Source organism: Sphingomonas flavalba, assembly GCF_004796535.1.
Taxonomy (GTDB): domain Bacteria; phylum Pseudomonadota; class Alphaproteobacteria; order Sphingomonadales; family Sphingomonadaceae; genus Sphingomonas_L; species Sphingomonas_L flavalba.
Window position 1 is genome coordinate 41,134 of sequence record NZ_SPHY01000007.1, and the last position, 22,589, is coordinate 63,722.

The window sequence follows — 22,589 nt, forward strand, 5'->3', positions numbered from 1 at the left end:
GCCGGGCTGCTGACGCGCCCCGCCCATAAACCACCGAGAGCCGTCGATGATCCGCCTCGCCATTTACGACATGGACAAGACGCTGACGCGGCGGGCGACGTTCAATCCGTTCCTGTGTCACGCGGTGGCACGGTTGGCGCCGTGGCGGGCGGTGTTCCTGCCCATCGTCGGCGTGGCGCTGGCCGCCTATGCGTTGAAGCGGATCGACCGCGGCCGGCTGAAGGAACTGAGCCAGCGCTGGTTGCTCGGACCGCATATCGCCCCGGCGAAGCTGGCCCCGCTCGCCGACGGCTTTGCCGAACGGACGCTCGCCACCAACATCTATCCGCAGGCGCTGGACCAGCTCGCCGCCGACCGGGCCGATGGCTATCGGCTGGTCCTCGCCACCGCGTCCAACCGCCATTACGTCGAGGCGATCGCCCGTCGGCTGGGGTTCGACGCGGTGATCGCCACCGACAGCATGATCGGCCTCGATTCCCGGGTCAGCGCGATGATCGACGGCGAGAACTGCTACGGCCCGGCCAAGCTGCGGATGATCCAGGCATGGATGGCGGGGCAAGGCATCGCCCGCGATGAGGCGACCATTCGATTCTATTCCGACCACGCCTCCGACGAGCCGGCGTTGGCGTGGGCGGACGAGGCGTTCGCCGTCAACGCGCATGATCGGCTGCGCCGGCTGGCCGCGGCGCAGGGCTGGCAGCGGATAGACTGGCGCTGAATCATTGAACGCGATATTGGTCTTGCCAAAGATGTAAGACCATGTTGTCCATCATAACGGACGATAAGTTGAAACCTAAAACATATTGATGATGCCGCGGAAGGGAATTTGAATGGCGGGCGCGATCGATCCGAAAGTTCAGTTGCGCCGGGCCGTCCTGGCCTCCGTGGTCGGCAATACGTTGGAATGGTATGATTTTTTTCTGTACGGCACTGCCGCGGCACTGATTTTTGGCCAGCTTTTCTTTCCCGTCGGCGATTCGCTGGCCAGCACGTTGGCGGCGTTCGGCAGTTTCGCCGTGGGTTTCGCGGCCCGTCCGCTGGGCGGGTTCATCTTCGGCCATGTCGGCGACCGGCACGGGCGCAAGGCGTCGCTGATCTGGACGCTGTCGATCATGGGGGTCGCGACCTTCCTGATCGGCATGCTTCCGACCTACGAGCAAATCGGCCTGCTTGCCCCGGCGGCGCTGCTGTTCCTGCGCATCCTGCAGGGGATTGCGGCCGGCGGGGAGTGGGGCGGCGGCGTGCTGATGATCACCGAGAACGCCCCTGCGCATCGCCGCGGCTTTTTCGGCGCGTGGAGCCAGGTGGGCGTCGGCATGGGATTCGTGCTGTCCTCCCTTGCCTTTTTCGGGGCGCAGCAGTTGCCGCAGGAGGATTTCATTGCGTGGGGCTGGCGCGTGCCGTTCCTGATCAGCATCGTCATCTTCTCGGTCGGCGTGTTCATCCGCTACCGGGTCAACGAGAGCGCCGAGTTCGGCAAGGTCGCAAGCGCGGAGCAGACCGCCGCGATGCCGTTCGTGACGCTGCTGCGCCGCCACCCGCGCGAGATGCTGGTGGGCATCGGTGCCCGGCTGGCGGAGAATTGCGGCTCGCACCTGCTGATCACTTTCTCGCTGTTCTACGCCAAGGCGATGGGGGCGCCGACCGACGTGATGCTGCTGGGCGTCGCCGTGGCGATGCTGGCCGACAGCATGATGATGCCGGTGTTCGGCGCGCTGTCCGACCGGCTGGGGCGCCGGCCGGTCTACATGTTCGGCGCCGTGTCGATGGCGCTGTTCGGCTATCCGTTCTTTCTGATGATCGGGTCCGGTGACCCGACGCTGATGATCGCGGCGCTGGTCATCGGCAACGGCATATGTCACGCGGCGATGGTCGGTGTGCAGCCAGCGCTGTTCAGCGAGATGTTCAGCACCGAGGTGCGCTATTCCGGCCTGGCGATGGCGCACGAGATATCGTCGCTGATCGTCGGCGTCGCACCGATGATCGCGACCGCGCTGTTCGCCTATTATCAGTCGGCAGTGCCGGTCGCGCTCTATCTGGCGGCGGTGTGCTTCGTTACCTTCGTCGCACTGTGTTTCGCCCGGCCGGCGGCGCCCGCCGCCTGAATCAGGCGGCTTCGCGCGCCATGAACCGGCGCATCGGCGCCATGCCGAGGCTGAGCAGCAGCACGCCGAAGATGCCGGCCCCTGCCGTCACCAGCGCGATCGAGGAGCCGATTGCCGCCTGCGAGCCGAATACCCGGTCGTTGAGCAGGCCGACCAGCGCCGAGCCGACCGCGAGGCCGAGCAGCGAGTTGACGCACAGGAACAGTGCCGAGACGCGCGAGCGCATCAGCGGCGGCGGCACGATCTGCATCACCGCGGCCGACGGCGGCATCGGGAAGGAGGCGAAGAACTGCGCGACGAGCAGCAGGCCGAGCGCAACCGGCAGCGACGGCGCGAACGGCAGCAGCGCGGCAGGCAGGATGACACCGCCGATACCGGCCATGCCGGCGCGAAACGGCGCGTCGCTGTGCCCCATGCGGTTCAACCGGTCGTTCAGCCAACCGCTGGTCAGTACGCCGCCGCCGCCGCCGATGATCGCGATGACGCCGAGATACAGGCCGCAGCTGGCCGGGGTCAGCCCGAAATTGCGCATCAGATAGGCCGGGGACCAGCCGAGCAGCGTGAACAGCGCCATCGCCGCCAGCGTGAAGCCGGCAAAGTGCGGCAGGAAGATGCCGCGTTCCGCCGACAGGAAGCGAAGGACGGCGGAGAAGGGCGGGGATGGCTCCACCGTCCGCCGGCCGCCGGCCGGCTCGTGTACGGTCAGCCCGATCACCAGCGCGAGCAGCAGGCCGGGCAGGCCGACGATCAGGAAAACCAGCTGCCACGGCTTGAATTCCATGCCGGCGATCATCCGCGGTCCGTCGCCGCTGACCATCGCGATCACCGATCCGCCGACGAGGAAGGCGATGCCGGCGCCAAGGAAGGAGCCGAGGGAGTAGAGCGCGACGGCGCGGCCCAGCTTCTCGCGCGGCATCAGGTCGCTGATCAGCGAATAGGTCGCCGGCGAAAGTGCCGCTTCCCCCGCGCCGACGCAGATGCGGGCGATGAACATCTGGGTAAAGCCGCGCGCCACGCCGCAGGCCGCTGTCGCCAGGCTCCAGAAGGCGACGCCGGCGGCGATGATCAGCGGTCGCGACGTCCGGTCGGACAAGGTGGCGATCGGGATACCCATCGTCGCGTAGAAGATCGAGAAGGCAAGGCCGTGGAGCAGGCCGAACTGGGTGTCGGTGATGCCAAGGTCTGCCTGGATCGGCCCGATCAGCAGCGCCAGGATCTGCCGGTCGATGAACGAGAAGATATACGCGACCATGCATAGCCAGACGACATACCAGGCGTGACGTTCCGAGACCGGGCTGCCGGTGGCTGTGGTCATATTTATCCTCCCCAATGACAGCGATTGACGCCTGTCATTACCGATGTTTGCCGATCGCGCGTGAAACGCAAGGTGCGAGATATCAAGAGTCAGGCCAGATTCTGAAATCTGCATGACATTAGTGGTAGACCAATATTGACAAGCCGGCGTCCGAAACACAAGGTTCCGTTTGGCGCCGGCGCAATGGTGCGGCGCCCTTCGTGCGGTTGGGAGGGATGCTTGAGCGACGCAACCATGTTCGACGCGATCGTCGTCGGATCGGGCATTTCCGGCGGCTGGGCGGCCAAGGAGCTGACCGAGGGCGGCGCGAAAGTGCTGATGATCGAGCGCGGCCGCAATGTCCGCCATGGCGAGGACTACACTTACGAACATGTGCCGCCGTGGGAGATGCCGTTTCGCGGCCTGGGCGACCGGCGACGGATCGCGCGCGACTACCCGATCCAGAGCCGCAGTCGCTCGTTCGACGAGGCGAGCGCGCAATTTTACGCCAATGACCGGGACCATCCCTATCAGGTCGAGCAGGGATCGGCCTTTTCCTGGCTGCGCGGCCAGCAGACCGGCGGCCGCTCGCTGATCTGGGGCCGGGTGGCGATGCGGCTGAGCGAGTTGAACTTTAGCGAGAACCGGCTGGACGGCCACGGCGTCGACTGGCCGATCCGCTATGCAGACGTCGCCAGATGGTATGACTATGTCGAACGGTTCATCGGCGTCAGCGGCAACAGGGACGGGATCGACAGCCTGCCGGACGGCCAGTTCCTGCCGCCCTTCGCGATGAACTGCATCGAGGAGCATGCCAGCAAGGCGATCAAGACCAACTTCCCGGGCCGCCGCTTGATCCATGCGCGCACCGCGGTGTTGAGTGAGGACCATGGCGGCCGCGCCAAGTGCCATTTCTGCGGGCCGTGCCACCACGGCTGCTCGACAGGCTCGTTCTTCAGCACCCAGAGCTCGACGTTGCCGGCGGCCGAGGCGACCGGTCGGCTAACCCTGCTCAACGACACGATCGTCGCCGGCATCGACTATGACCCGAAAAGCAAGCGCGCTACCGGCGTGCGGACGATCGACAGCAAGACCGGCGAGCAGCGCACGTTCACCGCCCGGTTGATCTTCGTCAACGCCTCGACGCTGGGCACGCTGCACATCCTGCTCAATTCGGTGAGCGAGGCGTTTCCGCGCGGGCTGGCGAACAGCAGCGGCGTGCTGGGCCACGGCATCATGGACACGATGAAGGGACCGGTGGTGACCGGAACCTTCGACGGTTATGACGGGTTCCAGCCAGTCGGCAACCGGCCGGCGGGCATCTATATCCCGCGTTTCCGCAACGTTGGTGCGAAGGACGCCGATTTCCTGCGCGGCTACGGCTTCCAGGGCGGTGCCTCACGAGCGCTGTGGACGCGCGGTGTCGACATGCCGCTGTTTGGTGCTGAGTTGAAGCAGGCGCTTCGCAAGCCGGGGCCGTGGCGGCTGATGCTGGCCGGCATGGCGGAGCCGTTGCCCAATCCCCGCAATCAGGTGTCGCTCGACCCGAAGGAAAAGGACAAGTGGGGCCTGCCGCAGCTTCGGGTGCGCTTTGCCTGGTCGGATAACGAACGCCGCATGGTCGACGATATTCTGACACAGGGCGAAGCGATGCTGCGCGCCGCCGGCGCGGTTCACATCGATAAGGTCAACGAGATCAAACCGGGCGGCGAGACCAATCACGAGATGGGCGGCGCGCCGATGGGGCATGACCCGGCGGGATCGGTGCTCAACCGGTTCAACCAGGCACACGACGTGCCGAACCTGTTCGTCACCGACGGTGCATGCATGTCGTCCTCGCCCTGCCAGAACCCGTCGCTGACCTACATGGCGCTGACCGCGCGCGCGGCCGATTATGCGCTGACCCGGATGAAGCAGGGGGCGTTGTGATGACAGATTCGATGGCAGCAGGCGAAAGGATCACGCTGACTCGCCGCGACATGGTGGCGGCCTTCACCGCGCTTGGCCTGGGCGGCATTGCGTCGGTGCTTGTCAGCGGGTGTACACCGCGTGGTGGCGACGAGGGGATCGGCGCGGCGCAGAAGGTGCTGCTTGGCGCGGTGGCGGAAACCATCATCCCGGCAACCGATACCCCCGGGGCCGACGCGGCCGGCGTTGTCGCGTTCATCGAGAAGATGGTCGATACGTGGCTGCATCCCGATGAGCGGACCCGCTTCCTTGCGGGCATGAAGCGGTTCGATGCCGATGTGCGACGGATCGCCGGCAAGGACTATGTGGAACTGCCGGCGCCGGAAAAGCTGCGCGTGCTGACGATGATCGCCGAAAAGGAAGCCCCGCCCGCACCGAAAGGGTCGGTGCCGGCCGATGGGCCGTTCGTCGCGCAGATGAAGGCGCTGACCATCTTCGGCTATTACACGTCGGAAGCCGGCGCGTCCGAGGAGCTGTCGCTGGATCTGGTGCCTGGCACGTACGACGCCTGCCACCCGATCGCGCCGGGCGATCATGCGCCGGCGCTGGGTGGCGGCAGCGTGTCGCTGCGCTTCCCCTGAGCCGGCGTCAGCCGATGGTACGGTGGAGATAGTCGATCGAGGTACGGATCGCCGCCATCGGGTCGTCGGCGCGGTCGATCTCGACCAGAATGTGCTCGATGCCGGCATCGTCGCAGGTCTTGATCAGCGCCGGCACGTCGAGTGTGCCCTGGCCGACCGGCGCGAAGTCGCCGTCGGCGGTGATGTCCTTCAGATGGCAGAGCTTGGTGCGGCCGGCATAGCGTTCCAGATAGGCGATCGGGTCGGCGCCGGCCTTGGTCGTCCAGTAGAAGTCGAGCTCGAACTTGACCTTATCGGGATCGGTGTTCTGCAGGAACAGGTCGAGGATGACGTCGTTGCCAACCTTGGCAAATTCGCGGTCATGGTTGTGGAAGGCGAAGACCTTGCCCTCCTTCGCACACATGTCGCCCAGCTCGTTGAACAGCTTGATGTAGGCGTCGATGGTCGGCCGGTCGGCCAGCTGACCGTCGAGCAGGATCGCCCACATCACATAGGTTTGGCCGAGAATCTTCGAGGTCTCGATCCCGTCCTCGAACGCCGCGCGGGCGTTCTTCAGCGAGAAGGTGTCGGCATAGACCTGCCGGTTGACCGCGGTGTCGACCTCTCGCTTCACCCAGCCGGCAAAAGACTTGTAGGTGGGGTTGGTGGGCGAGACGTGGTTGTTCGGTGAGGTCAGGCCGTAGCGGTCGAGGACGGAGCGGACATAGGCCGGATCGCGGCCGAAGCTGCCGGTGGTGCCGATTTCCTTGTAGCCCATCGCCGCGACTTCGCGCAGCGTGCCTTCGAAGTCCGTCTCCAGTGCCTTGATGATCGTCCCGCCCTGGAGACCCCAGCGGCGGGGCTTCTTGTCGGCGGCGAGCAGCGGGCTGAGGCCGGTGGCGGCGAGGGGGGCGAGGGCGGAATATTTGAGCAGGTCGCGGCGGTTCATTGAGACGGCCTTTCAGGCAAGGTGGGACGGTAAGGACGCGTCAGCCGATGGTGCGGTGGAGATAGTCGATCGAGGTGCGGATCGCCGCCATCGGGTCGTCGGCGCGGTCGATCTCGACCAGGATATGCTCGATGCCGGCATCGTCGCAGGTCTTGATCAGCGCCGGCACGTCGAGCGTGCCCTGGCCGACCGGCGCGAAGTCGCCGTCGGCGGTGATGTCCTTCAGGTGGCAGAGCTTGGTGCGGCCGGCATAGCGTTCCAGATAGGCGATCGGGTCGGCGCCGGCCTTGGTCGTCCAGTAGAAGTCCAGCTCGAACTTGACCTTGTCCGGATCGGTGTTCTGCAGGAACAGGTCGAGGATCACGTCGTTGCCGACCTTGGCGAATTCGCGGGCATGGTTGTGGAAGGCGAAGACCTTGCCCTCCTTCGCGCACATGTCGCCGATCTCGTTGAACAGCTTGATGTAGGCGTCGATCGTCGGGCGATCGGCGATCTGGCCGTCGAGCAGGATCGCCCACATCACATAGGTCTGGCCGAGGATCTTCGAGGTCTCGATCCCATCCTCGAACGCGGCGCGGGCATTTTTCAGCGAGAAGGTATCGGCGTAGAAGGTCATCACGTCGTTGTCGGGCGCCGCGCGGGTCACCCAGTTGGCGAAAGCCTTGTAGGTGGGGTTGGGCGCGACGTGGTTGTTCGGCGAGGTCAGGCCGTAGCGGTCGAGGACGGAGCGGACATAGGCCGGATCGCGGCCGAAGCTGCCGGTGGTGCCGATTTCCTTGTAGCCCATGGCCGCGACTTCGCGCAGCGTGCCTTCGAAATCCGCTTCCAGCGCCTTGATGATCGTACCGCCCTGGAGACCCCAGCGGCGGGGCTTCTTGTCGGCGGCGAGCAGCGGGCTGAGGCCGGTGGCGGCGAGGGGGGCGAGGGCGGAATATTTGAGCAGGTCGCGGCGGTTCATGGGAATGGCCTTTCGTACCGGGTTATCAGGTGAACATCAGCGTTGCAGATAGGGAAGGACGTCGACGACGCGGCGTTCGGCGGCGCTGAGATAACCGGCGTAGATGACCAGCATCACGTCCATCGCGAGCAGCAGGTCGCTGCGCGGGGGGCGGTTGTTGGCGACGGCGCCGATGAAGTCGCGCAGCTCGTCCGGGTATCCGGTTACCATGTCCTCGTCCGGCGCGGGGAAGGACCAGCCTTCCTTGGTCTCGGTCTTTTCGACCAGATATTCGCTGTCGAAATAGGCGCCGTCGGGGGTGTAGGCCTGGCAGGTGGTGTTGGGATTGATGTTCGCTGTCACCACCGCCTTCGAGCCGTGGGCGGCGATGTAATTGCGGATGCCGCCCATCCGGGTGTCGGTGGAGGTGAGCTGGGCGACCGAGCCGTCCTCGAAGGCGAGGGTAATCGTCGCCCAGTCCTCGACATCTTCCCAGCCGGTGACGATGTGCTTGCGCGCCTCCGCCTCGAAGGACGGGATCGCGGTCAGCTTCGCCACCTGGGCGCTGACCGAGACCGGGCGGATCGGCTTGCCGTCGCGGCGGCGGCCTTCCTCGTGCTTCAGGTGGAGGGCGGCGCCGATCGGATGGGCGCAGAGCCGGAGCAGCGAGCCGCCGCCCGCCGTCCGCCAGCGCCGCGAATAGGCGGCGTGCGAGCCGGAGTGCGATTCCTCGCCCTGGATGCGCAGCAGCGTCGAGCCGCTGGCCGCCATCAGCCGGTTGAGCTTGACGATCGGCGGGGCGTAGACCCAGTTTTCAGCGTAGCAGAAGGTGATGCCGGCGCGGGCGACGGCTTCCTCGACCGCGCGGGTCTGCTCCATCACCGCGTCGAGCATCGCCGCGCGCGAATAGCCGTCCGCCGTCCAGTCCGCCCCGGCGCCGTCGGGGCCGAAGAAGCCGCCCAGCGGCTTTTCGCAGATCACATGCTTGCCGCGCTCCGCCGCCTGCAGGACCAGCGGCACGTGCAGGTTGTTGGGCACGCACAGGTCGACGATGTCGATCGTCGGGTCGGCGAGCAGCTCGTCGGCGCTCGCGTACTGGCGGGGGATGCCGAACTGGGCGGCGAGCGCCGCCGCCTTCGTCGGATCGCGCCCGGCGATCGCCGCCACCTCGAACGCCTCGCCATAGACCTTCCGGTAGCTGGCAAGGTGGAAGTGTGCCGAAAATCCGGCCCCGATGATACCGATACGCACCGGCCTGGTCGTCATGTCATTCCTTTCCCGGGCGCGAAGCGCCGTTAGTCCCGCAGGGCGCGGCCGCGCGTTTCGGGCGCGAACAGCGCCGTCACGATGCCGATCAGGAACACCGCGCACATCGTCATCGCCGAGAAGCGCAGCGGGTCCGGCGCCGGCAGGCCGCCATAGAGGTGAGTGGTGAGATAAGCCGAACCGAAGCTGCCGATGGCGGCGGCGAAGCGGCCGAGATTATAGGCGAAGGAGACGCCGGTGCCCCGTGTCCGCGCGCCGAACAGTTCCGGCAGGTAGATCGAGAAGCCGGCGAACACGCTGAACTGCGCGGCGCCCATCAGCGGCATCATCCAATAGGCGTCCGCCGGGCTTTCCAGCCGCCAGTAGACGAACAGGGTGACGATGAGCGCCGCGCTGAACCCGGCGACGAAGGCGGGCCGCCGGCCGAAGCGCGCGGCGATCCACGAGAAGATCCACATGCCGATCGCGCCGCCCGCCATTTGCAGCATGAACGACCAGTTCTTGGCGCTGGCGACCGCCGCGGCGACCTGATCGGCCGGCAGGCGGGCGGAGAACCAGCCGGTGAACACCGCATGCTGCAGGTCGACGGCATATTCGCCGATCGCCCACAAGCCGACGACGCCGGCGACTGCGAGCAGCGTGCCGATCAGCAGGTTGTGCCGTTCATCCTGCTGGCGCAGCAATTCGCCGTAGGAGCCGAAAATTCCCTTGGGTAGTTGCCCTTCCGCCTTCAGTTTCAGCCAGGCGTCGGATTCGCGCAGACGCAGCGCCGACAGGATCGCGAGCAGGGCGGGGAGGGCGCCGATCGCGAACAGCCAGCGCCAGCCGTGAGCGGAGTCGATCCAGCCATGCGCGCCGAGCGTGTCGACGCCCATCTTGACGAAGGCGGCGCCGACATTGCCGAAGGTCGACAGGACCTGCAGCCCGGCGAGCATCGCCAGCCGCGCCGCGCCCGACATGGTTTCGGCGAGGATCGCGACCGCGAGGCCGAAGATGCCGCCGATGCCGAGGCCGGTGACGAAGCGCAGGATCGCGAATTCCTCGTGCGTGCGGCACAGCGCGGTCAGGCCGGTGCAGATCGAGTAGAGCAGGATCGAGATGGTCAGCAATCGGACCCGGCCGAAGCGGTCGCCGAGCGCGCCGAAGGTCAGCCCGCCGATGCCCCAGCCGACCAGGAACAGCGCGGTCGATGTCTTGGCGAACGCCTGCACCTCAAGGCTGCTCGCCGGCAGGCCCATCAGGTCGGCGAGGGCGGGGATCCGCGCCAGCGAAAACAGCCGCTGATCCATCGTGTCGAACAGCCACGCGCCGGAGACGACGGCGAAGACGAACCACTGGTAACGGGTGACCGTTCTCCACCAGGGCAGATCAGGATGCTGGGTGATCGTCTCTCTCCGGCCTGTGCGGTTTGCCACACATGTATGACCAAAAAACCCTAATCACTGCAAATTGGTCAGTCAATAGGAGCCGGGGCAGTTATTGCCGCGATCAGCCCGCGCGGATCACCGTCCATCAGCCGGGTCAGCGTGGCGGCGAGCGCTGCCGGCAGCGTCGCGCTGTTGCGGAAAGCGTCGGGGAACACACCGGATTCGCTGACCATGGCGGCGGCGACGGCGCGGGGATCGCCCGACATGACGCGCCAGATGGCGGCCAGGCGGCCGGCGAGCGGATCGTCGACCGGACGGCCGGCGGCGCCGCCGACGTGGACGATCCATGCGGCGAGGGCGAGAAGATAGGCGGGGCTGGCAAGGCCGCGCGCGTCGCGCTCGACCATCGCCGCCAGCCAGCGTTGCGGGATCTTCTGCGAGCCGTCGCTGGCGATCTGATCCAGCCGGTGGGGCAGGGCCGGGTTGTCGAAGCGGCGGAGCAGCGCGTCGGCATAGGCGCCGTAGTCAAGCCCGGCGGCCGGCGCCAGCGTCGGCATCGCCTCATCCTCGATCTGGCGGCGGAGCAGCGCGGCGAGGGCGGGGTCGGCGACCGCCTGGTGCACATAGGTGTGGCCGAGGAGCAGGCCGACATAGGCGAGCGTCGAATGGCTGCCGTTCAGCAGGCGCAGCTTCGCCAGCTCGAACGGGTGGACGTCTGCAACGATCTGGGCGCCGCCAACCTCCCAGCGCGGGCGGGGACCGGCGAAGCGGTCCTCGATCACCCACTGGCGAAACGGTTCGGTGACGACCAGGCCGTGATCGTCGACCGGCGCGCCGTCGCGGTCGGCGGCGGTGGTGCGCGGGACGATGCGGTCGACCATCGTGTTCGGGCAGGTCCAGCGCCGCTCGACGGGGCGGCCACGCCGGGCGAGGAAGGCGCCGAGCAGCCGGTCGAGCAGGTCACCGTTGCCCGACAGATTGTCGCAGGACAGCAGGGTCAGCGGCCCGGCGCCCTCCGCCTGCCGCCTGTCGAGCGCGGCGGCGAGATAGCCGAAGATGGTGCGCGGCGCCGCGCCGGACAGGTCGTGGACGATCGCCGGATCGTCGAACAGCAGGCCGTCGCCGGCCGGCTCGCGGTAATAGCCCTTTTCGGTGACGGTCAGGGTGACGATGTGGACGGCGGGGTCGGCGAGCGCGGCGATCACCCGTTCCGGCGCCTCCGGGGCGACCAGCACGGTGTTGATCGCGCCGATCAGCCGCCGCGCCGGGCCGGCGGCGCTGCGTTCTTCCACCATGTAGAGGCAGTCCTGCGGCATCAGCGCGTCGCGGGTCGATGGCGAGCGCAGCGACACGGCGGTGATCCCCCAGCCGGCATCGCCGGCGGCGAGCGCGTCATCGGTGTAGACCGCCTGGTGGGCGCGGTGGAACGCGCCGATGCCGAGGTGGACGATGCCGCTTGTCGCGCGATCGCGGGCATAGCCGAGCGGGGCGACGCCGGCGGGAACGCTGCCCGGCGACAGGCGCGGGCGGTTCACAGCCGGTAGGCCGATGTGACCAGCGTGCTGGTCAGGGCGAGGGCCAGCTCCGCCGCCTCGCCCTCGTCGATCTGATGTTCCGCGACCAGTTCGGCCAGGAAGCCGCAATCGATCCGCCGGGCGACGTCGTGCCGCGCCGGGATCGACAGGAAGGCACGGGTGTCGTCGTTGAAGCCGACGAGATTGTAGAAGCCGGCGGTCTCCGTCATCTGGCGGCGGAAGCGACGCATGCCGTCCGGGCTGTCGTGGAACCACCAGGCCGGGCCGAGGCGCAGCGCCGGGTAATGGCCGGCGAGCGGCGCCAGCTCGCGCGCGTAGGTCGTCTCGTCCAGGGTGAACAGGATGATCGTCTGGGCCGGATCATTGCCGTGCCGGTCGAGCAGCGGGCGGAGCGCGCCGACGAAATCGGTGCGGGTCGGGATGTCGGCGCCCTTGTCGCGGCCGAAGCGGGCGAACAGCGCGCTGTTGTGGTTGCGGAACGAGCCGGGGTGGATCTGCATGACCAGCCGGTCGTCGCGGCTCATGTCGGCCATCACCGTCAGCATATGGGCACGGAACAGCTCGGCGCGCTCCGGGGCGGGCGGGGTGGCGCCAGTCACCTCCGCGAACAGCGCCTCCGCCTCCTGCGGCGTCAGCACGGCGGTGGCGGCGGTCGGGTGGCCGTGATCGCTGGCGGTGGCGCCGGCGGCGATGAAGGCGGCCCGGCGCTGGCGCAGCGCGGCGAGGTAGCCGGGGTAGGACAGACAGTCCTCTCCGGTCATCTCCGACAGGCGGGCGAGGTTGGCGGTGAAGCCTTCGTAATCCGGGTCGACCACCGGATCGGGGCGGAAGGTGGTGATGACCCGGCCGGGCCAGCCGGAGGCGCGGATCTTCGCATGATGCGCGAGCGGGTCGAGCGGCGATTCGGTCGTTGCCAGCGCGGCGATGTTGAACCGGTCGAACAGCGCGCGGGGGTGGAAGGCGGGCTCCGCCAGCCGCTCGGCGATCCGGTCGTAATAGAGGTCGGCGGTGTCGGGCTCCAGCCGGACGGCGAGGCCGAACACCTCGCTGAACACCCAGTCCAGCCACAGCCGCGACGGGGTGCCGCGGAACAGCGGGTAATGCCGGGCGAAGATGTGCCAGGCGGCGCGCGAATCGACCGGCGCGCCGCCGATGCCCAGATCCTCCAGCCGAACGCCCTGGCTGTAGAGCATGCGGAAGACATAGTGGTCGGGCGTGATCAGCAGCGCGGTCGGGTCGGCGAACGGCGCGTCGTCTGCGAACCACGCTGGATCGGTGTGGCCGTGCGGGCTGACGATCGGCAGGGTGGCGACGGCTTCGTACAGCCGGCGCGCGATCGCGCGCACGCCGGGGTCGACCGGAAACAGGCGGTCCGGGTGGAGGACGAGGGGCGTGGCCATCTAGATCGAGACGACGCGCACGAACCGGTCGCGGGTGCTGCGCGCTTCCCGCCGGGCGCGCTCGATCGCTTCTTCCTCGGTGGCGAACAGCAGATGCTCGATCACCGCGCCGAGATGCTCGCGCATCGCGGTGCGGGCGCGGGCCGGGTCGCGCGCCTGCAGCGCCTCGACGATGCCCATATGCTCCTGCATCACCGGCTTGACCTGGGCGCTGCGCGCCTTTTCGTGGAGCAGCGCGCATTCCGGCGCGGTCTGCCGCATTTCCCAGAAGGTCTCGATCGTCTTGGCGATCGCGGCGTTGCGGGTGGCGCGGGCGATCAGCGTGTGGAAATCGCGGTCCGCCTCCTCCGCCGCGGCGGGGTCGCCGGCCGCGTCCATCCGCGCGACGAGCAGCGGCAGCTCGGCCAGTTCCTCGTCGGTGATGTTGGTGGCGGCGAGGGCGGCCGCCTCCCCCTCGAACAGCAGGCGGGCCTCGGTCAGCTCGAAGGCGGTGACGCCGAAGCCGGGGGCCTCGCGCTTGCCGGTCTGGCGGCGGACATAGGCGCCGGAGCCGACCCGCACCTCGACGACGCCCTGCACCTCCAGCGCAATGATCGCTTCGCGCACCGTCGGGCGGCTGACGTTGAATTCGGCCGATATCTCCCGCTCCGCCGGCATCCGCCCGCCGACCGGGTATGTGCCGTCGTTGATGCGGTCCATCAGCTTGTGCGCGATCTCCCGATAGAGGCGCTGCGAATCCGCCGGGGACTCAACGTCGCTTTTCTCGCTCAGAACCTGGTGCACGGGGCCTCCTTCGGGTGTTAGGATTATTGGTCTAACACGATGCATAAACTTGACAGACCAATATTGTCAGGTCAAGACGCATGACCATAACCGACTTCGCGGGGAAGAGCCATGAGAATTGATGCTGCGAGGGTAATCGTCACCTCGCCGGGCCGGAATTTCGTTTCGGTAAAGATCGAGACGGATCAAGGCGTTCACGGCGTGGGCGACGCGACCCTGAACGGCCGTGAGCTGGCGGTGGCATCCTATCTGCAGGATCACGTGCTGCCGTGCGTCGTCGGGCGCGATCCGCGCCGGATCGAGGATATCTGGCAATATCTGTATCGCGGCGCCTATTGGCGGCGCGGGCCGGTCACCATGTCGGCGATCGCCGCGGTCGACATGGCGCTGTGGGACATCAAGGCCAAGATGGCCGGCATGCCGCTCTACGACCTGCTGGGCGGCAAGAGCCGCGACGGCGTGCTGGTCTATGGTCATGCCAATGGCGCCGACATCGCCGAGACGGTCGACGAGGTCGGCCGCTATCTGGGGCTGGGCTACAAGGCGGTGCGCGCCCAGTCCGGCATCCCCGGCCTCGCCGCCGCTTACGGCGTCGGGCGCGGCAAGGATTATTACGAGCCGGCCGACGCCAGCCTGCCGTCCGAGACGGTGTGGGACACGCGCAAATACATGCAGTTCGTGCCCAGCCTGTTCGACAAGCTGCGCGAAACCTACGGGCAGGGGCCGCAGCTGCTGCACGACGTCCACCACCGGTTGACGCCCATGGAGGCGGCGCGGCTGGGCCGGGCGCTGGAACCGTACGACCTGTTCTGGCTGGAGGACGCGACCCCGGCGGAGAATCAGGAGGCGTTCCGCTTGATCCGCGAAAACACGGTGATCCCGCTGGCGGTGGGCGAGGTGTTCAACAGCATCTGGGACTGCAAGGACCTGATCCAGAACCAGCTGATCGACTATATCCGGGTGCCGGTGGTGCGTGCCGGCGGCATCACCCACCTGCGCCGGATCGCCGACCTCGCCGCGCTGTACCAGGTGCGGACCGGCTTCCACGGCGCCACCGACCTGTCGCCGGTGACGATGGGCGCGGCGCTGCATTTCAACGCCTGGGTGCCGAATTTCGGCATCCAGGAATATATGCGCCACACGCCGGAAACCGACGCCGTCTTCCCCCATGCCTATCATTTCGAGGACGGGCTGCTCCACCCCGGCGACACGCCCGGCCACGGCGTCGACATCGACGAGAAGGAAGCGGCGCGCTTCCCCTACAAGCCCGCCTACCTACCGGTCACCCGGCTGGAAGACGGCACGATGTGGAACTGGTGATGCGGGCCGCCCGGCCGGTGTTGCGCGGCGCGGTGCCGGTCGCGGTGCTGCTGGCCGGCGCGGCTATCCCGGCCGCGGTGCCGGCGGGCGGACCGGCGCCGGCCGACATGGCGGGGCGGCAGGCGTTCGAGCGCGGCTGTTCCGGCTGCCACGCGCTGGATGTCGCCGTCGCGCAGCCGCACAGCGCGGGCGAATGGGCGGCGATCGTCGACATGATGGTCGCCCGCGGCGCGGCGCTGTCGGACGCCGATCAGGACGTGATCATTGCCTATCTGGCCCGGCACCATGCACCAGGCCGATAAACAGGACTTACCACTCCATCAAATATTGACAGGCCAATTATTCCACTATAGGCAGATCAGGTCTTACACGTAGGTTAGGCCGACTTATTCGATCGGCAAGAAATCCAAGGGAGGGGCTATCATGCGGAAATTCCTATCGACCAGTGCGCTGTGCTCCGCAGCGGCCTGTCTTCTGGTGCCGGCGGTGCCGGCCTGGGCGCAGGCTAGCGCGAGCGGCGACGACGGCCTGGCCGACATCATCGTCACCGCCGAGAAGCGCCCGAGCATCGCGCAGCGCACCTCGATCGCGCTGACCGTGGTCGATGCCGAGGCGCTGAAGCGCCAGGGTGTCGGCAACGTCGCCGACCTGACGACGCTGACGCCGAGCGTCAATTTCGCGACCAACGGCCCCTCGTCGATCGTCACGATCCGCGGCGTGTCGAGCCGCGACACCAACCAGCTTGGCGACCCGGCGGTTTCGATCAGCATCGACGGTTTCTACCTGCAGCGCGCGCTGGGCCTGAACGCCGCGCTGTTCGATCTGGAGCGGGTGGAAGCGCTGCGCGGGCCGCAGGGCACGCTGCTCGGCCGCAACGCCACCGGCGGCGCGCTCAGCATCGTCTCCGCCAAGCCGCTCGACCATTTCGCCGCGTCGGCGACGGTCGAATACGGCAATTACGACACGTTCAACACCCAGGGCTTCGTCAACATTCCGCTGGCCGAGGGCGTCAAGATGCGCGCGTCGTTCCAGACCCGCGACCGTGACGGCTACCGCAACAACGCGCCGGGCCGGGATGCCGACGACGAGCACAGCAAGGCCGCCCGCATCCACGTCCAGTTCGACCCGACACCGGAGTGGACGCTGCTGATAACCGGCGAATATGCGCAGACCGACGGCACCGGCCCGGGGCTCCAGGCGATTCCGTGGCGCTACATCGCCGGTACGACCAATGTCGACTATTCCAAGCCGCCGATCCCCAATGACGGCAAGACTTTCCCGTCCCCGCCGGGGCAGTTCCTGCGGACCCAGACGGTCAATTTCCGCTGGAACACCAGCTATGATTTCGGCCCGGCGTCGATCACCTATCTGGGCGGTTACCGCGAGTTCAAGCTGGACAGGCTGAATGGGCTGGGTGCGCCGTTCGGCACGGCACGCCAGAATTTCTCGTTCGACCAGTCGGAGCGCCCGAATTCGTGGAACCACGAATTGCGGATCACCTCCGCGCAGGACCAGCCGCTGCTGTGGCAGGCCGGCCTCTATCACTTCAGCGAGAAGAACAGCACCCAGTCGCTGTTCGCCGATTTTCCGGGCAGCCCGGGCCTGTTCGGGCCGGCGAACTACCTGCAGATCTTCGTCAAGCCGGACCTGTTGCTGAAATCGTCGGCGGCGTTCGGCCAGGCATCCTACGCCGTCACCGATACGCTGCGGCTGGAGGCGGGCCTGCGCTATTCCAAGGACAACAAGCATAACCTGAGTGCGACCAACCTGGCGACCAACGTCGGTAATTACATCGCCACCGGTGTTATGACCCCCTATGTTTCGAACCCGCCGACGGCGACCGAGATTGCATCGAGCAAGGTGACCTACCACGCGGCGGCGAACCTGCAGTGGACGCCGCAGAACCTGCTCTATGTGAAATACGACACCGGCTACAAGGCGGGCGGGTTCACCGACCTGAACCCCTATGGCCCGGAATCGCTGACCGCCTATGAGATCGGGTCGAAGAACCGCTTCCTCGGCAACACGCTGCAGATCAACGCTTCGGCGTTCCTGTACGACTACAAGAACCAGCAGGTGCAGCAGCAGATCCAGCTGCCGTCGGGTGGCGTCGGCACCGGCACGGTCAACGCCGGCAAGTCGAAGATCTACGGCGCTGACCTCGACCTGATCTGGCAGCCGAGCTCGGCCGACCGGTTCGACTTCTACATCGCCTACCTCCATGCCCGCTTCAAGGATTTCGTCGTGTTCAGCGGCGGCAACCAGCAGCTGGCCGGAAACCGGCTGCAGCAGGCGCCGGACTGGACGATGAACATCGGCTACGAGCACACCTGGGATGTTGGCGACGGCACGCTGACCGCGCGCGCCCAGACCCATTACGAAAGCAAGAGCTACTTCACCTTCTTCAACTTCGATGCCGACAAGCAGTCGGGATACCACCGGTCTGACGTCACGCTGACCTACCGGGCGCCGGACGACCGCTGGGCGCTGGAAGCCTATGTCCGTAACCTCGAGGACAAGCTGATCCTCGCCTATGCGGACGTGACGGGCTCGACCTGGGGAACCTATCGCTACACCTACCAGGCGCCGCGTACGTTCGGTGCGCGCCTGACGGTGAACTTCTGATGGGCGGCGCGGGGATGGTCGGCCGCCGCGGGTTCCTCCACGGAGCCGGCGCGGCCGCGGTCCTCGCCGCCGGCTTCCCGGCGCGGCTGGAGGCACGCCGGGCGTTTTCGCCGCTGCTCGGCGCGTGGACGTCGCTCGACAATGCCGGGCTACTCGCCGGTGCCGGCTACGGCTTCGTCGAGGAGGAGGTCGACCGCTTCCTCGCGCCCGGCCAGGACGAGGCGGCGTTCGAGCGGATACTGGCCGGGGCGGCGCAGCAGCCGCTGCCGGTGCTGTCCTGCGTTCGTTTCCTGCCGCCGGACCTGCAGAGCGTCGGCCCCGACGCCAATCACGACGGGATCGCCGCCTTTTCCGAAATCGTCTTTCGCCGGGCGAAGCGGGCCGGAGTGCGCTACATCGTGTTCGGAAGCCCGCGCTCGCGCAGGGTGCCGGACGGTTTCTCGCGCGATGCGGCGAAGGCGCAGCTTGCCGCGCTGGGCAGGATATTGGGGCCGATCGCCCAGGCGAACGACGTCACCGTCGTTCTGGAGCCGCTGAACCAGAGCGAGACCAACTTCATCAACCGGGTCAGCGAGGGGGCGGAGATCGTCCGCGCCGTCCGCCACCCGCATTTCCGCTTGATGGCCGACCTGTTCCACATGAAGACCGAGAACGAGGGGCCGGAAAGCATTCTCGCCAACGGCGACCTGCTGCATCACGCGCAAATCGCCGAGAAGCAGGGGCGGCGGGCGCCCGGCGTCGGCAATGAGGATTTCATCCCCTATTTCAAGGCATTGTGGGATGTGGGCTATGCCGGACCGCTGTCCGTCGAGTGCATCTGGTCCGACATCAATGCCGAGGCGCCGCTGGCCAGCCGGACGATAACGGCGCAGATCGCGCAACTCGTGAAGGCCGGGTAGGGCGATGCTGGCGGCCCTTTTGCTGCTCGCCGCGGGCAGCGCCCCGATCGGCACCGTCGACGCGTTCCTGGCGAAGGCGCGGGCCGAGGCCAGCCTCGATCGCGTCAGCACGGTGCGGACGATGGGGCGCAACGCCGATATTTCCCGCCGGATCACCGAGCAGGTGCTGGCCGGCGAGAAGACGATGACCGTCGCCCGGCTGGCCGAGTTCGCCGAGCGCGGCTGGAAGGTGCCGAAGGCGGGCGATGTCGTCCTCGTCGTCGACTTCGACGGCCAGCCGGCCTTCCTCTACCGCGTCATCGCCGCTGAAACCGTGCCGTTCGCGGCGATCAGCGCGATGCATGTCGTCGGCGAGAGCCCCGGCCTGCGCGACGTCGAAAGCTGGCGCGCGGCGCACCGCAAGGCCTGGCAGGCCGCGCTCGACGGGCTGACCCCGGCCGAGGCCGACGCGCTGCCGGTCGTCTGGCAGCAAATCGCGCCGATCTACCCGGTGGCGCGGTGAGGCGAGCTGCGCGCATGGCGGCGGTGCTGCTCGCCGCCGCGCCGTGCGCCCTGTTTGCCGCGCCGCCCGGCGACTGGCCGACCTACGGCCACGACAAGGGCGGCCAGCGCTTCTCGCCGCTCGACCAGATAACCCCGGCCAATGTCGGCTCGCTGGCGGTCGCCTGGACCTATCACATGAAAACCGGCGGCGAGGGCACGCGCTTTCGCGGGTCGCAGGCGACGCCGATCGTCGTCGACGGGCGGATGTTCGTATCCACCCCCTATGGCCGGGTGGTGGCGCTGGACCCGACGAGCGGGCGCGAGCTGTGGGTGGCCGAGATCGCCGGCGCCCCGCCGTCGCTGCGCGGCGTGGAATATTGGGCGGGCGATGCCGCGACGGCGCCGCGCCTGTTCTTCGGCACCCGCGACGGGCGGCTGCTGGCGCTCGACGCCGCGACCGGCAAGCCGGCGGCCGGCTTTGGCGACGGTGGCGCCATCGACCTGAAAACGCCGGAGATATTGGGACATGAATCGCTGGAGGCGCTGAGCGGCAAGGCCGCCGGGCCGGCCGGCGTCTACGGCATGACATCCCCGCCGATCGTGTGGGGCGACCTGGTCATCACCGGCGGCGCGACGCAGGAGGTGCCCGTCCACGGCGCGTCCGGCGACGTGCGGGCGTGGGACGCGCGCACCGGCAAGCTGCGCTGGACCTTCCACGCGATCCCGAAGCCGGGGGAGCCGGGCCACGACAGCTGGGCGCCGGGCAGCGCCGAGGGGCGGTCCGGCGTCAACGTCTGGGGCTTCATGACCGTCGATGCCGAGCGCGGCATCGTCTACATGCCGTTCGGCGCGCCGGCGTGGGACCGCTATGGCGGCGACCGGCCGGGCGATAATCTCTACGGCAGCTCGCTGGTCGCCGCGGATGCGCGGACCGGGCGCTATCTGTGGCATTTCCAGGCCGTCCACCACGATATCTGGGACGTCGACCTGCAGGCGCCGCCGCTGCTGTTCGACGCGCGCGTCGGCGGCAGGACGATCCCGGCGGTGGCGATCACCACCAAGAGCGGGCTGCTGTTCATGCTCGACCGGACGACCGGCGAGCCGGTCCACCCGATCGAGGAGCGGCCGGTGCCGGCGAGCACGGTGCCGGGCGAGAAAGCGGCGCCGACCCAGCCCTTTCCGGTCAACACGCCGCCACTGGCGCGCAACAGCTTCGCGCTCGACGACATTGCCGACCTGACGCCGGAGCACCGCGCCTTCTGCACCGACCTGGTCGTCGGCAAGGGGGCGGTGTTCGGCGGGCCTTACCTGCCGCTGGCGCTCGACCGGCCGACGATTTCCTTTCCAGGATTGCAGGGCGGCTCCAACTGGGGCGGCGCGGCGTTCGACCCGACATCGGGCCTGCTGTTCCTCAACACGTCCGACCTGGGGCAGGTCAGCTCTCTGGTCGCGGCCGAGCCGGGCAGTCCGCTGCCCTACAAGCTGGGGCCGCTGAACAGCCGCTTCCAGCAGGGCGAGACCCGGCTGATGTGCCAGAAGCCGCCGTGGGGGCGGCTGAGCGCCGTCGACACCGCGACCGGCAAGGTCGCCTGGCAGGTCAGCCTGGGGGTCAGCGACACCCTGCCGGAGGGGCTGCGCGACACCGGGCGGCCGAGCGCGGGCGGGGCGATCGCCACCGCCGGCGGGCTGGTGTTCATCGGCGCGACCGACGACAGCCGCTTCCGCGCCTTTTCGTCGCGGACCGGCGAGGCGTTGTGGACATGGCGGCTGCCCGCGTCGGCGCATGCCACCCCGGTCAGCTATCGCGGCGCCGACGGGCGGCAATATGTCGCCGTCGTCGCCACCGGCGGCAGCCTGCTGTTCAGCGCGATCGACAGCGACGCGATCGTCGCGTTCGCCTTGCCGGCGGACAAGCAATGACCATCTTGGAGAGGAAGGAACGGGCATGACCGTATCGCGTCGGGATTTCGGGCGCTTCCTGCTGGCGGCGCCGGCGGCCGGGTTGTTGCTGCAGCCGTCTGCGCTGATGGCCGGCGCGGCGCGGCGCGGCGGCAAGGCGAAGGCGCGCAAGCCCAATTCGAAATGGGCCGGCGTGCAGGTCGGCCTGAACGTGCCTTACAGTTTCGGCACGCGCACCGCGATGAACGCCGAGACCATCCTCGAGCGCTGCGTCGCGCTGGGGGTGAGCGCGGTCGAACTGCGCGGGCAGGCGATCGAGCTGTCGCTTGGCCTGCCGCAGGACCTGGTGCTCGGCCCGGCGCCCACCGACTATACCGCCGTCTACGAGACCGGATCCGGCCTGCCGGAGGCGCCGGGCAACGCGATGGCCGCGAACGCGCCGACGCGCACCCGGCTGACCGAAGCGCAGATCGCCACCTATCGCGAGGCGGCGACGCGGCTCAGGGCGTGGCGGATGACGGTGCCGATGGAGCGGGCAGCGGCGATCCGCGCCGAATACGAGAAGGCCGGCGTCCAGATCGGCGTCGTCAAGTTCGACGGCATCAGCGAGATGGTGCCGGAGGAATACGACTACATCTTCCGCCTGGCGAAGGCGCTGGGCGCGCGCACCGTATCGGGCGAATTCTCGATGCGGGCGGCGGAGCAGATGGCGGCGCCGGCCGAAAGGCACGGCATCTGGGCCGGACTGCACAACCACCTGGCGGTGACGCCGGAAATCTGGGAGGCGGCCTTCGCCAAGGGGCGCTACATCGGCGCCAATGTCGACATCGGCCATTATTTCGCCGGCAACGGGGAATCGCCGTTGCCGTTCATCGCGCGCTACCCGGAGCGGATCACCCACCTGCACGTGAAGGACAAGACGCGCGACAACCGCAACGTCCATTTCGGCGAGGGCGACACGCCGGTGAAGGAGATCCTGCAGGCGATCCGCGACAACAAATGGTTCCATATCCAGGCGACGATCGAATACGAGATCCCGCTGCCGGCGGAGGCCGACCGCGACACCGAATTGCGCCGGGCCATCGATTACTGCCGGCGCTGCCTGCTGAACGAGGTTTGAGGGCGCGGGGGCGGGCGGCCGGGGCGGCCGCGCGGACCCGACCCTTGAACACGCCGTGCCGTTTCGCCCGGCGTCATCT

Annotated in this window: 19 protein-coding genes; 11 read left to right on the forward strand and 8 right to left on the reverse strand. The window is 67.9% G+C overall.

Going from position 1 to position 22,589, the window contains the following annotated elements:
- Positions 1-46: 46 nt before the first annotated feature.
- On the forward strand, positions 47-718 hold the full coding sequence (locus tag E4A53_RS08370) for an HAD family hydrolase (RefSeq protein WP_136162650.1): 672 nt from the start codon (positions 47-49) through the stop codon (positions 716-718).
- Between the two features lie 112 nt (positions 719-830).
- Positions 831-2,105: an MFS transporter gene (locus E4A53_RS08375; RefSeq protein ID WP_136162651.1), complete on the forward strand. Its 1,275-nt coding sequence runs from the start codon at positions 831-833 to the stop codon at positions 2,103-2,105.
- A gap of 1 nt (position 2,106) precedes the next feature.
- On the opposite strand, the gene E4A53_RS08380 is transcribed toward E4A53_RS08375, so the two are convergent.
- The gene (locus E4A53_RS08380; RefSeq protein ID WP_206366278.1) at positions 2,107-3,420 is read right to left on the reverse strand and encodes a spinster family MFS transporter; all 1,314 of its coding nucleotides are present in this window, start codon (positions 3,418-3,420) and stop codon (positions 2,107-2,109) included.
- 234 nt (positions 3,421-3,654) lie between these two features.
- Between E4A53_RS08380 and E4A53_RS08385 the strand changes: the two genes are divergently transcribed.
- Entirely contained in the window at positions 3,655-5,328 is a 1,674-nt protein-coding gene (locus E4A53_RS08385; RefSeq protein WP_206366284.1) for a GMC oxidoreductase, read from the forward strand.
- The gene (locus E4A53_RS08390) at positions 5,328-5,948 is read left to right on the forward strand and encodes a gluconate 2-dehydrogenase subunit 3 family protein (RefSeq protein ID WP_239018200.1); all 621 of its coding nucleotides are present in this window, start codon (positions 5,328-5,330) and stop codon (positions 5,946-5,948) included. Before E4A53_RS08385 ends, E4A53_RS08390 begins: the two co-directional genes overlap by 1 nt.
- A 7-nt stretch (positions 5,949-5,955) precedes the next feature.
- Here E4A53_RS08390 and E4A53_RS08395 read toward each other — a convergent pair whose 3' ends face one another.
- Genes E4A53_RS08395 through E4A53_RS08425 form a run of 7 tightly spaced genes read right to left on the reverse strand, consistent with a single transcriptional unit; the run spans position 5,956 to position 14,164 of the window.
- On the reverse strand, positions 5,956-6,876 hold the full coding sequence (locus E4A53_RS08395; RefSeq protein WP_136162653.1) for a sugar phosphate isomerase/epimerase family protein: 921 nt from the start codon (positions 6,874-6,876) through the stop codon (positions 5,956-5,958).
- 40 nt (positions 6,877-6,916) lie between these two features.
- Complete coding sequence (locus tag E4A53_RS08400) at positions 6,917-7,834, reverse strand: sugar phosphate isomerase/epimerase family protein (RefSeq protein ID WP_136162654.1); 918 nt, start codon at positions 7,832-7,834, stop codon at positions 6,917-6,919.
- Positions 7,835-7,870: 36 nt separating this feature from the next.
- Positions 7,871-9,079 (reverse strand): Gfo/Idh/MocA family protein, encoded by a 1,209-nt coding sequence (locus tag E4A53_RS08405; protein ID WP_136162655.1) that lies wholly within the window; start codon positions 9,077-9,079, stop codon positions 7,871-7,873.
- A gap of 29 nt (positions 9,080-9,108) precedes the next feature.
- Positions 9,109-10,494, reverse strand: coding sequence for an MFS transporter (locus E4A53_RS08410; protein WP_239018201.1), 1,386 nt, complete (start codon positions 10,492-10,494; stop codon positions 9,109-9,111).
- 38 nt (positions 10,495-10,532) lie between these two features.
- The gene (locus tag E4A53_RS08415) at positions 10,533-11,981 is read right to left on the reverse strand and encodes a mannitol dehydrogenase family protein (protein ID WP_239018202.1); all 1,449 of its coding nucleotides are present in this window, start codon (positions 11,979-11,981) and stop codon (positions 10,533-10,535) included.
- Complete coding sequence (gene uxaC / locus E4A53_RS08420) at positions 11,978-13,381, reverse strand: glucuronate isomerase (protein ID WP_136162656.1); 1,404 nt, start codon at positions 13,379-13,381, stop codon at positions 11,978-11,980. Before uxaC ends, E4A53_RS08415 begins: the two co-directional genes overlap by 4 nt.
- Positions 13,382-14,164, reverse strand: coding sequence for a FadR/GntR family transcriptional regulator (locus E4A53_RS08425; RefSeq protein WP_275401800.1), 783 nt, complete (start codon positions 14,162-14,164; stop codon positions 13,382-13,384).
- Positions 14,165-14,275: 111 nt separating this feature from the next.
- Here E4A53_RS08425 and manD point away from each other — a divergent pair, with 111 nt between their 5' ends.
- From manD to E4A53_RS08460, 7 genes are all read left to right on the forward strand, one after another.
- Positions 14,276-15,484: a D-mannonate dehydratase ManD gene (gene manD / locus E4A53_RS08430; protein ID WP_136162658.1), complete on the forward strand. Its 1,209-nt coding sequence runs from the start codon at positions 14,276-14,278 to the stop codon at positions 15,482-15,484.
- Positions 15,481-15,786 (forward strand): c-type cytochrome, encoded by a 306-nt coding sequence (locus tag E4A53_RS08435; protein WP_136162659.1) that lies wholly within the window; start codon positions 15,481-15,483, stop codon positions 15,784-15,786. Before manD ends, E4A53_RS08435 begins: the two co-directional genes overlap by 4 nt.
- A gap of 121 nt (positions 15,787-15,907) precedes the next feature.
- Positions 15,908-18,109: a TonB-dependent receptor gene (locus E4A53_RS08440; protein WP_136162660.1), complete on the forward strand. Its 2,202-nt coding sequence runs from the start codon at positions 15,908-15,910 to the stop codon at positions 18,107-18,109.
- Entirely contained in the window at positions 18,109-19,008 is a 900-nt protein-coding gene (locus E4A53_RS08445; RefSeq protein WP_239018203.1) for a sugar phosphate isomerase/epimerase family protein, read from the forward strand. Before E4A53_RS08440 ends, E4A53_RS08445 begins: the two co-directional genes overlap by 1 nt.
- Before the next feature lie 4 nt (positions 19,009-19,012).
- Positions 19,013-19,510 (forward strand): ASCH domain-containing protein, encoded by a 498-nt coding sequence (locus E4A53_RS08450; RefSeq protein ID WP_136162661.1) that lies wholly within the window; start codon positions 19,013-19,015, stop codon positions 19,508-19,510.
- Positions 19,507-21,411 carry a pyrroloquinoline quinone-dependent dehydrogenase gene (locus tag E4A53_RS08455; protein ID WP_239018204.1) on the forward strand — a complete coding sequence of 635 codons (1,905 nt, stop codon included), beginning with the start codon at positions 19,507-19,509 and terminating at the stop codon, positions 21,409-21,411. The genes E4A53_RS08450 and E4A53_RS08455 overlap by 4 nt, the downstream gene beginning before the upstream one ends.
- Before the next feature lie 25 nt (positions 21,412-21,436).
- Positions 21,437-22,510 carry a sugar phosphate isomerase/epimerase family protein gene (locus E4A53_RS08460; RefSeq protein ID WP_136162662.1) on the forward strand — a complete coding sequence of 358 codons (1,074 nt, stop codon included), beginning with the start codon at positions 21,437-21,439 and terminating at the stop codon, positions 22,508-22,510.
- Positions 22,511-22,589: the final 79 nt, after the last annotated feature.